This window comes from Rivularia sp. UHCC 0363 (genome assembly GCF_034931125.1).
Classification (GTDB): Bacteria; Cyanobacteriota; Cyanobacteriia; order Cyanobacteriales; family Nostocaceae; genus Rivularia.
In genome coordinates, this window is sequence record NZ_JAYGHM010000015.1 from 65412 (window position 1) to 78700 (window position 13289).

Sequence of the window (13289 nt, forward strand, 5' to 3'; positions counted from 1 at the left end):
GTCAAAAATGAATGATTTGGAATACTAGTAAGGTTTTTTAGTAATCTTCTACCGGGAAAGGAGTATTGAAAATAAGCTCATTCAATATCTTTGATTAATATTTACCAATTACCAATTACCAATTACCTATTACAGCATTCAGATAAAATAGTGAAGCCATAAGACAGTATTTACCATGTGTGTTACCTCTAAACTCTACGAAGGAAAAGCCAAAATTCTTTACGCAACGGATGTGCCAGAAATATTACTGGCTGACTTTAAAGATGATGCAACTGCTTTTAATGCCCAAAAACGCGGCAGTATCAGTAATAAAGGAACGATAAACTGTAGCATTTCCAGCCAACTATTCAAACAGCTAGAACAAAACGGTATTGATACTCATTATGTAGATAACCCGAAGCCAAATCAAATGCGGGTAAAGGCTGTGAAAATCTTTCCTTTAGAAGTCGTTGTGCGAAATATTGCAGCCGGAAGCATTTGTAAGCAAACAGGTTTAGGATTGGGTACCGTATTAAAACAACCATTAGTTGAGTTTTATTACAAAAATGACGCATTAGGAGACCCGTTATTGACGCGAGAACGTCTACTATTGTTAGAACTAGCTACTCAGGAACAAGTTGAGGAGATTATTCATCTAACATTGCGAGTGAACGAGTTTCTCAAGGATTTTTTTGGCAAATGCAGCATTATTTTGGTGGATTTCAAGCTAGAGTTTGGTTTGGATTCCCAACAACAGCTACTTCTGGCAGATGAAATTAGTCCCGACACCTGTCGTTTGTGGGATACCGCAACAAATGACCCCAAAGACCGAGTTTTAGATAAAGACCGTTTTAGGCAAGATTTGGGAAATGTAGAAAATGCCTACCAAGAAGTTTTAGAAAGAGTGTTAAAAACAGTAGAGGCAAATGCTGCTTAACTGTACTAAATTTTGTTTGATGCCATGCGTTGTAACTGTACTTGACAAATAAATGCTGGTTGATGACAAATGAATATCATATTAAACGATGGTGTGTGGATGTGAAAATGAATCTAAAAATAATGCGTTTATCTCCCTTTTTGGTGACGGTAATGGCACTTACTCCGACTTTAGGAGTTTCTTTAAGTGCAAATGCTCAAGGTGCTGATACTTTTAAAGAATCACAAGATATTCCTTTCTCAAGCACGAATCAAGCTGATGCAACTGTTAAAGTATTGCAGTCAGATGCCAAAAAGCTGCAAGTCGTAATTCCAACTTCCAATCCGACGATCGCACAAAATACTCCGCAAATTCCCCCTCCTGATAATTCCCCTAGCGATCGCCAACCACAACCAAATCCCACTCCTCAATCTGAAGAAGATACTCCATCTGAGATTCCAACTTTAGAAAATAGCCAACCAAATCCGACTCAACCTCAATTCCAAACTCCAGGAACGACGCAACCAAATCCTACCCAACCTCAATTCCAAACTCCGGGGACGACGCAACAAGAACAACCAGCACAAAGTCCTACCCAACCTCAATTTCAGACTCCAGGGACGACACAACCAGCACCAGCAGATGAAACTCGCGTATTAGTATCGGAAGTTTTGGTTAGGTCGGAAACCGGACAAATACCCCAAGCATTGCAAGAACAAGTTTATCGAGTTATTCGGACTCAACCGGGAAGAACAACAACGCGATCGCAATTACAAGAAGATATTAATGCTATTTTCGGAACCGGCTTTTTCTCTAACGTCCAGGTATCACCAGAAGATACACCTTTGGGGGTTAGAGTCAGCTTTGTAGTTCAACCAAACCCAGTTTTGCAAAAAGTCCAGATAGATGCAAATCCGGGTGCTAATATTCCTTCGATACTACCCGCCAAAAATATAGATGAAATATTTGGCAAGCAATACGGTCAAATTCTCAATTTGCGCGACTTGCAAGAAGGTATTAAGCTGTTAGTCAAACAGTATCAAGACCAAGGTTACGTATTAGCAAATGTGATTGGAGCGCCCAAAGTATCCCCCGACGGAGTAGTGACTCTACAAGTAGCTGAAGGGGTAGTACAAAACATTCGAGTTCAGTTTAAGAATAAAGATGGTGAAACCACGAATGAAGACGGAAAACCCGTAAAAGGAAGAACCCAGCCATATATTGTTGAGCGCGAACTACAGCTCAAGCCGGGACAAGTATTTAATCGCAACACCGTACAAAGAGATTTACAGCGGGTATTTGGGTTAGGATTGTTTGAAGATGTCAACGTTTCCCTTGACCCCGGTCAAGACCCTAGTAAAGTAGATGTAATTGTCAACGTGGTAGAACGAAACAGCGGTTCCATCGCCGCAGGTGCTGGTGTGAGTTCTGCTAGCGGACTATTTGGTACTATTAGCTACCAAGAACAAAACTTAAACGGCAGAAATCAAGATTTAGGGGCAGAACTACAGGTAGGAGCAAGGGAATTGTTGTTCGACCTCCGCTTCACAGACCCCTGGATCGCAGGCGACCCTTACCGCACTTCCTATACAGTAAACGCATTCCGTCGTCGGTCAATTTCCTTAATTTTTGACGGTAAAGATCAAGAAATCGAGACATTCGATCCGAACAACCTCGCAAACAATGACGCTCGCGATCGCCCCCGCGTTGTCCGTACTGGTGGTGGCGTAAACTTTAACCGCCCTCTCAATAAAAATCCTTTTGAAAAGTCGGAATGGGTAGCTTCTGCTGGTTTGCAGTACCAAAAAATTAACATCACTGATGGTGAGGGTGATACTAGGGAGAAAGGCGCAATTTTTGATGGTGACAACATAGTTTCGCGAGAAGTTGACCTGAGCGCTTCCGGAACAGGTAAAGACGATTTGCTACTAGTTAAACTCGGAGCATCTCGCGACAAGCGAAATAACCCATTACAGCCTACTAAAGGTTCCTTCCTGCGTTTGGGTGTAGACCAGTCTGTACCGATTGGACAAGGTAATATTTTTCTAACTAGGTTGCAGGGTAATTACAGTTATTATGTTCCTGTCAAATTTACCAACTTTAGCAAAGGGCCCCAAACCCTAGCTTTTAATCTTCAAGCTGGAACCATTCTCGGCGACTTACCTCCCTATGAAGCTTTTTCATTAGGTGGTAGTAACTCCGTCCGGGGTTATAACGAAGGTGGGTTAAGTAGCGGTCGCAGTTATGTAGAAGCATCGGTAGAGTATCGCTTCCCATTATTTTCAGTACTTAGCGGTGCATTATTTGTCGATGTTGGTAGTGACTTAGGAACCACAACCGAAACAGCAGAAATACTTAACAAAAACGGTACTGGTATCGGTTACGGTCTAGGTGTAAGAGTACAGTCACCGCTCGGACCAATTCGGATCGATTACGGTCTTAATGATGATGGAGACAGCCGAATTAATTTTGGTATTGGGGAAAGGTTTTAAATAGTTAGGAGTTAGGAGTTAGGAGTTAGGAGTTTAAATTTCCCCTTGTCTCTCAATCTTTTCAGCCCTCCGGTTATGTCTAGGAGGGTAATTTTTCTTGTAGATTGTAAAACTATTTACAACTTTTCGCTGCCATACCCCCTAAATTCCGCAAAATTGAGGGACTATAACTCCTATACCCCCCTTTTTAAGGGGGGGCTAGGGGGGATCAAAACGCTATGAAACAAAGTTAGAAGGCTTGTGTGTACACCGTAGGTCTTGGGGGCTGGGGGGCAAAGCATTGTTTCCCCTTTAGCTTGCCAATTTTTACCTTTAATTCAATACTATTACCTAAAGTATTGCTTCTGAAAGCCGATGTGTAGTTGTTCGGGAGAATATTTTTAATACATATAGCAGTTTGCAAATAAATGAGATCCATTCCCCTACTCCCTATTCCCTACTCCCTACCCCTATTCCCTACTTCCTACTCCCTTACAACTATATGTCCTTTACCTCACTCAAATGAAATAGGCTGTAATATTTCTGCTCAATTAGCCGAATTAATTATATAAAAATAAAAACCGAACAAAAATGCAACAGCATACAATAGCTAGTCAAATTATTCAAACTGGAACGGGATTACATAGCGGGGTTAATACTAAAGTCCGTATATTACCAGCAGAGGCCGGAAGCGGACGCTACTTTGTGCGCGTAGATCTACCTTCTGCACCGATAATTCCGGCGAAAGTCGCAATGGTCTCTCAAACGGTTCTCTCGACTGAATTAAGGCAAGGCGAAGCCAGTGTCCGTACTGTAGAACATTTATTAGCTTCTTTGGCTGTTATGGGCATAGATAACGCCCGCATAGAAATTGATGCTGCGGAAGTACCGCTTTTAGATGGCTCGGCACGGATATGGGCTGAGAGTATAGCCGCAGTCGGTACAGTAGAGCAAAATTCAACTACTGAAAACACTTTATTTTTAAAAGAACCAATTTGGGTACGTCAGGAAGATGCTTTTGTTTGTGCGTTACCAGCAGCAAAAACCCGTTTTACCTACGGAATTGATTTTGAACTAGCGGCTATTGGTAATCAATGGCACAGTTGGATGCCTTCTGACGAGCAGTCAAACCCTTATAAAAGCTTTATTTCAGAAATAGCTCCCGCCCGAACATTTGGCTTAATGCATCAAATCGAACATTTGCAAAAATCTGGTTTAATCAAGGGTGGAAGCTTGGAAAATGCCCTGGTATGTGGTCCAGATGGCTGGGTTAATCCACCACTACGATTTCCAAATGAACCTGTACGTCATAAGATCTTGGATTTAGTAGGAGATTTAAGTTTATTAGGAATTTTCCCTCGCGCTCATTTCTTAGCTTACAAAGCCAGCCATAATTTACACGTTCAACTGGCACAAAGAATTTTAGAGCAGGAGAATTTAGATTTGTAGATTTGATTTGTAGATTTGATTGTTAAATTTAAACACCAATCCAAAATCCGTCTTGGAAAGTTTGGCGGGACGGAAACCGACACCGCCAACTTTCCGCAAAATCTAAAATCTAAAATCTAAAATTCTCATTGGGGTAGTTCCGCACAACGATCGCCTATCAAATATCAGCAAAAATCAACCAGAGCAAAGCCAAATGTCAACTGTTACCGTTAATTCCAACAACGCGATCGCGCCAGCATCTACTGAAGATAAATTGGTTGATAGTACAACCACTTCGGAGAAAAAGACAATTTTTACAGTAGAAGAAATTCAAAAACTGTTACCGCATCGCTATCCTTTCGCATTAGTAGATCGAATTATCGACTACGTTCCAGGGAGTCTTGCTGTTGGCATCAAAAATGTTACTTTTAACGAACCTCATTTCCAAGGGCATTTTCCCGGACAGCCAATTATGCCAGGTGTACTAATTGTTGAGGCTATGGCACAAGTCGGTGGTGTCGTAATGACACAATTACCTGAGTATGAAGGCGGACTTTTCGTATTTGCTGGCATCGATAAAGTACGTTTTCACCGCCAAGTAGTTCCCGGAGACCAACTGGTAATGACCTTGGAACTGTTATGGGTTAAGCGTCGTCGTTTTGGTAAGATGCAAGGTCGCGCCGAAGTGAACGGTCAACTCGCAGCTAAAGGCGAACTGATGTTTTCTCTCGTTAATTGAGAAATAAACAAAGTTAGTAGAGGCACATCACAATTGTGCCTTTACTGAAATCTAAACTATGAGATTATTAGTAAAAAAAATAAAATAATTGAATATAGTATAGTAAAAATTCTGAATTTTCGCCGCTCTTACAATAATCCTTGCCAATCATCGATGCTTTCGGCTACTGATTACTTAAATTACTCGTGCCGCGCAAACTGTTCTGGAGATTAACCTTTGAAGACATTAATTCACCCAACTGCTGTAATTCATTCTAACGCGCAACTGCATCCGACCGTCCAAGTTGGAGCTTACGCAACGATCGAAGGAGATGTAAAAGTAGGTCCGGAAACCATTATCGGTTCTCATGCAGTGCTTGAGGGACCTCTGGAAATAGGAGCGCGAAATCGGATTTTTCCTGGTGCTGTAATTGGTTCAGAACCTCAAGATTTGAAGTATAACGGGGAATTTAGTACGGTTAGAATTGGCGACGATAATAGTATCAGAGAATACGTTACGATTAATCGCGCTACTGGTGCTGGCGAAGAAACTCGTATTGGAAACGGCAATTTACTGATGGCTTATGTTCATATCGGTCATAACTGCGTTTTAGAAAATTCAGTAGTAATTGCCAACTCAGTAGCATTAGCGGGTCATGTATATATAGAATCTCGTGCCAGACTCAGTGGAGTATTAGGCGTTCATCAATTCGTGCATATTGGCACTCAAGCGATGATCGGCGGTATGGCACGCATTGATAGAGATGTACCACCGTATATGTTAGTAGAAGGAAATCCAGCCCGAATTCGCACGCTTAATTTAATCGGACTCAAACGCGCCGGTTTTTCGATTGAAGAATTACAAATTCTCAAAAAAGCCTTTCGCATTCTCTACCGTTCCGATATAACATTCAAAGAAGCCCTAGAAAAATTAGAATTCTTAGGCGATACCGAACATTTAAAACATTTACGTCGCTTTCTACTGCTTTCTCAAATGCCTGGAAGACGCGGCTTAACTCCCGGTAGAGGTAAAGTTGCCACTCGTGAAGAATAGTTTTTATTTATTATTACTTATTTGCTATTAATTATTTGTGGTTAGTCATTGAGAGCCAACATATTCGTTGCTTATAGCGAGTAAAATTATTAGTTATAGCGAAAATTATTAGTTAAGACTTAGCAAAAAGGTATATTTTCTTGTAGGGTGCTGTGACGCTATGAAAAAAAATGAACGTAGTAATAACTGTTATCGCGTCACGCACCATCAACCATTTATGACAATATCGTAAGTCCTGTTAGTTATAGCGAAGATTATTAGTTATAGCGAAGATTATTAGTTATAGCGAAGATTATTAGTTATAGCGAAGATTATTAGTTATAGCGAAGATTATTAGTTATAACGAAGATTATTAGTTATAGCGAAGATTATTAGTTATAGCGAGCAAGATGCTCGCACTACAATAATTGAATAAACAAGGCCCAATTACCAATTACCAATTACCAATTACCAATTACCAATTACCAATTACCAATTACCAATTACCAATTACCAATTCTCAATTCCCAATTCCCAATTCCCAATTCCCAATTCCCAATTCCCAATGCCCAATTACCAATTCCCAATTCCCAATTCCCAATTCCCAATTCCCAATGCCTAAATTCTAATGCGAATATTTATTAGTACTGGCGAAGTGTCAGGCGATCTACAAGGTTCACTGTTAATAACCGCACTCAAGCAGCAAGCCATCGCAGCGGGGTTAGAGTTAGAGATTGTGGCTCTAGGTGGCGATAGAATGGCAGATGCTGGTGCATCCTTAATCGGAAATACTACTTCTATTGGTTCCTTCGGAATTTTTGAATCTTTGCCATTTGTGCTGCCAACTTTAAAAATACAGAGACAAGCGATCGCGTTTCTAAAAGAATATCCACCAGATTTAGTCGTATTTATCGACTATGCAGGACCGAATATGGCGATCGGTAAGTATATTCGTCGTCATATGCCTTCTTGTCCGACTGTTTACTATATTGCACCTCAAGTTTGGGTTAGCTCATTTGGGGAGCGAGATACCGAGCAAATTATCAATATTAGCGACAAAATATTAGCGATATTCCCCGAAGAAGCTCGTTATTTTCAAAATAAAGGTGCAGATGCAACTTGGGTCGGACATCCTTTAATAGATAGAATCCAAAATTTCCCCAGTCGAGAAGCAGCCCGTACAAAGTTGGGAATTGCCTCGGATACAATCTGTGTAGCACTTATACCCGCTTCCCGCATCCAAGAGATCAAATTTCTCGTCCCGGTAATGTTTGAAGCAGCAAGGGAAATTCAAATCAAAATGCCAGAAATTCATTTTTGGATTCCCTTGTCTATGGAAAGATATAGAGAACAAATAGAAAAAGAAGTACAAAAATATCAATTAAGAGCAACAATTATATCCAGTCAACAGCAAGAAGTGCTAGCTGCTGCGGATTTAGCGATCGCCAAATCAGGTACGGTTAACTTAGAATTGGGATTATTAAATATACCGCAAGTAGTTTTATATCGTTTACATCCCTTGACTTACTGGATTGGTAAAAACATCCTCAAAATTAAATTTCCCTTCGCTTCCCCAGTTAATTTATTAGTCATGCGGGAAATCGTCCCCGAATTCATTCAAGAAACAGCCACATCCGAGAACATTGTCCGAGCAGCAGTAGAATTATTGTTAAACGAACAGCGTCAACAGCAAATGAAAGCCGACTATCTCGATATGCAGCAGTATGTAGGAGAAATTGGAGTTTGCGATCGCGCTGCAAAAGAAATTTTACAATTATTACAATTAGGGAATTGGTAATTGGTAATTGGTAATTGGTAATTGGTAATTGGTAATTGGTAATTGGTAATTGGTAATTGGTAATTGGTAATTGGGAACGGTTAATAGTTAGGAATTAGAAATTAGGAATTAGAAGTTATTAATCAGCGTCATCAGTGTCATCCATTTAATCCGCGTTCAGAGTTAGGAGTAATTAAGGTTAAAGGTTAAAATTCTTTTTATCTCCCCATCTCCCCCTCTCCCCATCTCCCCATCTCCCCATCTCCCCCTCTCCCCATCTCCCCATCTCTTCATGTCCAAGCGCGGAAAAAGTTACCATCTTCCCAAATTCCAGCAACTTTCTGCTCGATCGCGGCTAATTGTTTATCATCCAATTTCTGGAAGCTTCGCGCTACATTGACGTTTTCTTCCAATTGTTTAATATTCTCGGCAGCAATAATACAGCAACTTACTCCAGATTGAGATAAGCTATAACCCAAAGCTTCTTGCATTCCGGATAATCCCCCCGGTTTAAATAAACGACCGTAAGCTGGTACTTTCATGGCAATTACTCCAACATTTTTTTCTCGCGCTACAGGTAAAACTACGGAAAGAAAAGGACGGGGATGATATTTATCAGCAGCGTTTACGGGAATTAAAGTAGTGTCAAAAGAATAGCGACGTAATCCTTGAGCAATAATGTCAGGTTCGTGATGTCCGGTAATACCTGCAAACCGGATAAGTTTTTGTTGTTTAGCTTCTTCTACAGCTTTAATTGCACCAGAATTAGAAAATATTGTATCCAGTTCCTCCGAGAAAGAAACGTGATGCAATTGCCACAAATCAAGATAGTCTACATTTAAACGTTTTAAACTTTTCTCCAATTCTCTCCAAGCTCCATCTCTGTCTCTAGCGGCTGTTTTACTAGCTAAAAAGATTTTTTCGCGGTGGGATGGAAGTACTTTGCCTAAGTAATCTTCACTAGGTCCATAACTTGCCGCAGTATCAAAGTAACGAATGCCAAGTTGTAATGCTTTTTCGATTAATGCTATAGCATCTGCTTCCTTTTCATTCCAGGATAACGGTGTTTGTCCCGCACCACCTAATCCAAAAATCGGAACTTTTTCACCCGTTTTACCTAAAATATTTTCTGCCATTTTGGCAGGTGGTGCAGCATTGCTAGTGGTATTTTGCTCTAATGTGCTACATCCAACAATACCTCCAGCTACAGCCGCACTCGTAATTAAGAATTCACGCCGTGTGGTTTTATCTGACATGGTTAAGGACGATACTTTGTTGATTTTATTTTAGCGAGAAATAGTTAAATGGAATTATTAACAACAAAGATGCAGTAACCAAGCATTAACCAATCGCATTATAGACACAAATAATTTATTTATTTCTTATTTATTTACTTCTTATTTACTTCTTATTTATTTAAAAATCGATAATAAAATGACTATTATACAGTCTAAGAAAGAATTCGCTGTTAATCTACCTCTACAATATCTTCAAGCGATACGACTGACTCATGCTTTGATGGAGTCGCAATATATCGTACATATCTCAGAAGAACATCAAAAAAAGTTTTCTGTTTTAAAAAAGGTTTTTAAGCTGAAATATCAAATAGGTGTAGAGAATATTCCACAATTAAATACTATTAAATTTAATCATACTCGTCCCAGTTCGCGAATAGGTTCTCTGCAACGAACTTTAATTTTTCCTCAAGCAATTTTTGATTATTGCCATCAACTTTGGCTCGATCGACGTAACATTAAAATTTGTTTTGCTGGATTAGTTATCGAAAAACGAAAAAACACTTTAGAAAAATGGTATAAAAATAGCTTTCCAAATTCTAGTTTTAAACTTCCTACAGAAGAACGTTTAATAGTTCGTTTAGTAAATAAATTACTCAGACAATTCAATTTACCGACTTTACCTAGTACTTATAAAAAAGAATTAAACGGGATTGTATTTTGGTCATCAAATCGCGGACGAGTATTTCCGGTAAAAGCTTGGGATGAAGAATATTTTCGTTTATTAGCAAATTCTCAATTTGTACTTTGTCCGAGCGGTGATTATATTTGGACTTATCGATTTTTTGAATCTATTATGTGTGGTGCAATTCCGATTATTGAGGAATATTGTCCTGCTTATGAAGGATTTCGTTACTTTACTATGAATGATTCGATTTCAAGTCTTAAATGGTCTCAAGAAGATGTAGATTACAATTATCAATTATGCTTTGCACGTCTAACTATTCCTATGGAAGAATTGAATAGGGAAATTATCAAGAATTTTATTTGATCACTTTTTCGGCTCGCATTACAAGAAATAAAAATAACAACTAATTAGCCTTAACAGCTTTTTCTGCTGCATCTAAATTCTTCTCATACTCAGCGATTTTTTGTTCGGCAATTATAAAATTAGCACTTTCGGGTGGTACTGTTTTCATTAATGTTAAAGCTGCTTTCCATCTACCTACAACGGTATTCCAATCTTCTTGTGAAGTTGCAAATTCTTGTAATTGCGCTGCGTTGTTAGCAAGATTTAATGCTTCATCAAAATTGCTTTGAGGTGATATTTTGGAAATTTGAGTATTAACTATTTTGGTTTCTGAACTAATTCTTTTCTGAATTTGTTCTGTAAAATTTCCCGATGATATACTTTGTTGAACATCTGGTAAGGTGAAAAACATATACAGCCATGCACCTACTAAACTAATTACAAATATATTCAGAAACATCTTTGATGATTTTCGTTCTTTAACTGCAACAGTAGTATCAGAGCTACTTTTAGTTGTATTACTAGGAGTTACTACCGTTGTTGAAATAATTTCGTCTTCATCTTCAATTTTTGATTTACTTGTAACTGTATCTATTTCATCTATACTATCGTGGAAAACAAGACGAGCTTTAAATAAATATGCAATTTGATAAAATATAGCGGCGCATAAAAGCCAGACAGCAGAGAATGCTATTCTGATATTGTTGGGTTTTTCCGCGTATGTTTCAATTATTTTTATGTAATTAAGCTGAAATAAATGTAGAAAAGGTGTACAAATTAGAGTTGCGATCAAAGTAGATAAGACAATTATTAGCCAACTATATAAACTTTCCCACCAGCTAATTAATCCGGGGAAAAACCCCGAAGTCGCGCTAGTTTTTTCTCCTGGAATCGAAGAAACAAAACGACTGAGGAATAAGTGATGAAAAAGCGCGATCGCCGGTATGGGCAAAATTAATATTAATATGACAATAACAGTCAATTGTTCGAGATTTGACGATTTGGGTAAGTTGTATGAGTCAGCATAACGTCTAAGAATACCTAAAAAACCACTCATCAATACCGATAGCATTAAAGCACTCAACCAAGCATTTGGATAAGGAATCCATACGGGTAGTCGCATTCTTTTCATAGGAAGTACTCTATTAATTTATGTAAATGGCAGGTTGTCTTTAATACGGTAAAAAATAGAAATTTATCTGTATAAGCAATTACATAAAAAAAAATTATCTGAAATATAGCAAGCTTTGGGCATCTTTAGCTGCTGGTCAATCAATTAAAAAGCCTATCTTTGCATAAAATTATACAGTTCCTCAAGTATCCATCCATAGATATTTTAGATATTTTAAAAAACTTAATCAAGCAAATAGCTTGATGTAAAGTAAAGTAGTGTTGAAATAAGCTGATGCGCGATCGCAATTGCTTTAATAGGACTTACGCCTTTTTAAAAATGCCATAATTGAAAAAATAGAGTTTGACTGTAATGGCTGCTTCACTCAAATACACTAAAGAACCATATAAAGAAACTTATAGTGAAATAATCGATGTTCGTTCAAGTAGCGAGTTTGCAGAAGACCATATTCCTGGTGCAATTAATTTGCCGGTTTTAAATGATGCCGAACGCGCTGAAGTCGGAACGATATACAAGCAACTTTCCCCTTTTCAAGCTCGGAAAATAGGGGCATCCATAGTATCAAAAAACATTTCTCAACACCTAAATGAGCATTTTGCTAACAAAGAAAAAAGCTATCAGCCTTTAATTTACTGTTGGCGCGGAGGTCAACGTTCTGCTAGTTTGGCTATGGTATTATCTCAAATTGGTTGGCGAGTGACTTTGCTCTACGGTGGTTACAAAACTTATCGTAATTATGTACGTCAACAGTTAGAAGATTTACCGCAACAATTAACTTACAAAATATTATGTGGTTTAACTGGTAGCGGCAAAACCCACATTTTAAACAGGATGTGTCAAAGAGGTTTTCAAGTTTTAGATTTGGAAGCTTTAGCAAAGCATCGCGGTTCAATACTCGGCTCAGAATGGCTTGATAAACCTTCTCCCCAACCCGCACAAAAATACTTTGAAACCCAGCTATTACAAGCGCTGCAAAGTTTTAATCCTCATGAGACTGTATGGGTAGAGTCGGAGAGTACTAAAATAGGGCAAGTTCATTTACCTCATTCTTTATGGGATAAAATGAAACAATCTAGCTGTGTAGAAATAAAACTACCGCTCGATGTTAGAGTCGAATTTTTATTACAAGAATATCCACATTTAGTAAATAATCCCGAAATTCTCAAAGCAAAGTTAGAAAAATTAAAATCTAGCTGCGGATGGAAGAGAATAAATCAATGGTATCAGATGATAGATAGCCAAAATTGGGAATTATTTGTTAAAGACATATTGGAGTCCCACTACGACCCAACTTACTGTAAATCGATGCAGGTGAATTTTGATCGAGTTGAACGGGTAGTTTCTTTAACTGATTTATGCGATCGCAGTATTGATAATTGGTTAGATTCTTTAGTCCCAAATTTTGTCGCGACAAACTGAATTTTGGTAAAATTTTGGTAATTATTTCCGAATCGCGAATAATTGCGGATTGCTACACAAGGTACGTTAACATCTCGGCAAAAAGTAAAAATAAAAATTAATTATTTACTAATTTTATATTTTTTCCTATTCCCTATTCCCTACTCCCTATT

The 13289-nt window shown here is 38.5% G+C and carries 10 protein-coding genes; 8 read left to right on the forward strand and 2 right to left on the reverse strand.

Annotation, left to right across the window (positions count from 1 at the left end; all coding sequences use genetic code 11):
* Window positions 1-175 precede the first annotated feature (175 nt).
* From purC to lpxB, 6 genes are all read left to right on the forward strand, one after another.
* Complete coding sequence (gene purC, locus VB797_RS10890) at window positions 176-916, forward strand: phosphoribosylaminoimidazolesuccinocarboxamide synthase (RefSeq protein WP_323237695.1); 741 nt, start codon at window positions 176-178, stop codon at window positions 914-916.
* Between the two features lie 107 nt (window positions 917-1023).
* Window positions 1024-3387 (forward strand): BamA/TamA family outer membrane protein, encoded by a 2364-nt coding sequence (locus tag VB797_RS10895; protein ID WP_416350857.1) that lies wholly within the window; start codon window positions 1024-1026, stop codon window positions 3385-3387.
* Window positions 3388-3957: 570 nt separating this feature from the next.
* Window positions 3958-4815 (forward strand): UDP-3-O-acyl-N-acetylglucosamine deacetylase, encoded by an 858-nt coding sequence (gene lpxC, locus VB797_RS10900; protein ID WP_323237696.1) that lies wholly within the window; start codon window positions 3958-3960, stop codon window positions 4813-4815.
* A gap of 193 nt (window positions 4816-5008) precedes the next feature.
* A complete protein-coding gene (gene fabZ, locus VB797_RS10905) occupies window positions 5009-5533 on the forward strand; it encodes a 3-hydroxyacyl-ACP dehydratase FabZ (protein ID WP_323237697.1) in 525 nt (174 codons plus the stop codon).
* A gap of 216 nt (window positions 5534-5749) precedes the next feature.
* A complete protein-coding gene (gene lpxA / locus VB797_RS10910) occupies window positions 5750-6565 on the forward strand; it encodes an acyl-ACP--UDP-N-acetylglucosamine O-acyltransferase (protein WP_323237698.1) in 816 nt (271 codons plus the stop codon).
* Window positions 6566-7172: 607 nt separating this feature from the next.
* Window positions 7173-8342: a lipid-A-disaccharide synthase gene (gene lpxB, locus VB797_RS10915; protein ID WP_323237699.1), complete on the forward strand. Its 1170-nt coding sequence runs from the start codon at window positions 7173-7175 to the stop codon at window positions 8340-8342.
* Between the two features lie 269 nt (window positions 8343-8611).
* Here lpxB and VB797_RS10920 read toward each other — a convergent pair whose 3' ends face one another.
* Window positions 8612-9577: an aldo/keto reductase gene (locus VB797_RS10920; RefSeq protein ID WP_323237700.1), complete on the reverse strand. Its 966-nt coding sequence runs from the start codon at window positions 9575-9577 to the stop codon at window positions 8612-8614.
* Between the two features lie 178 nt (window positions 9578-9755).
* Here VB797_RS10920 and VB797_RS10925 point away from each other — a divergent pair, with 178 nt between their 5' ends.
* Entirely contained in the window at window positions 9756-10607 is an 852-nt protein-coding gene (locus VB797_RS10925) for a hypothetical protein (RefSeq protein ID WP_323237701.1), read from the forward strand.
* Window positions 10608-10647: 40 nt separating this feature from the next.
* Here the strand turns inward: VB797_RS10925 and VB797_RS10930 are convergent, their stop codons facing one another.
* A complete protein-coding gene (locus tag VB797_RS10930; protein ID WP_323237702.1) occupies window positions 10648-11718 on the reverse strand; it encodes a hypothetical protein in 1071 nt (356 codons plus the stop codon).
* 351 nt (window positions 11719-12069) lie between these two features.
* On the opposite strand from VB797_RS10930, the gene mnmH reads away from it, so the two are divergent.
* Window positions 12070-13137, forward strand: a complete 1068-nt coding sequence (gene mnmH / locus VB797_RS10935; RefSeq protein ID WP_323237703.1) for a tRNA 2-selenouridine(34) synthase MnmH — start codon at window positions 12070-12072, stop codon at window positions 13135-13137.
* Window positions 13138-13289 lie beyond the last annotated feature (152 nt).

What these genes read in the sequence shown, in the direction of transcription:
- purC (WP_323237695.1), top strand. Translation starts at nt 176, where the DNA reads ATGTGTGTTACCTCTAAACTCTACGAAGGAAAAGCCAAAATTCTTTAC.
- VB797_RS10895 (WP_416350857.1), top strand. Translation starts at nt 1,024, where the DNA reads ATGAATCTAAAAATAATGCGTTTATCTCCCTTTTTGGTGACGGTAATG.
- lpxC (WP_323237696.1), top strand. Translation starts at nt 3,958, where the DNA reads ATGCAACAGCATACAATAGCTAGTCAAATTATTCAAACTGGAACGGGA.
- fabZ (WP_323237697.1), top strand. Translation starts at nt 5,009, where the DNA reads ATGTCAACTGTTACCGTTAATTCCAACAACGCGATCGCGCCAGCATCT.
- lpxB (WP_323237699.1), top strand. Translation starts at nt 7,173, where the DNA reads ATGCGAATATTTATTAGTACTGGCGAAGTGTCAGGCGATCTACAAGGT.
- VB797_RS10920 (WP_323237700.1), bottom strand. Translation starts at nt 9,577, where the DNA reads ATGTCAGATAAAACCACACGGCGTGAATTCTTAATTACGAGTGCGGCT.
- VB797_RS10925 (WP_323237701.1), top strand. Translation starts at nt 9,756, where the DNA reads ATGACTATTATACAGTCTAAGAAAGAATTCGCTGTTAATCTACCTCTA.
- VB797_RS10930 (WP_323237702.1), bottom strand. Translation starts at nt 11,718, where the DNA reads ATGAAAAGAATGCGACTACCCGTATGGATTCCTTATCCAAATGCTTGG.
- mnmH (WP_323237703.1), top strand. Translation starts at nt 12,070, where the DNA reads ATGGCTGCTTCACTCAAATACACTAAAGAACCATATAAAGAAACTTAT.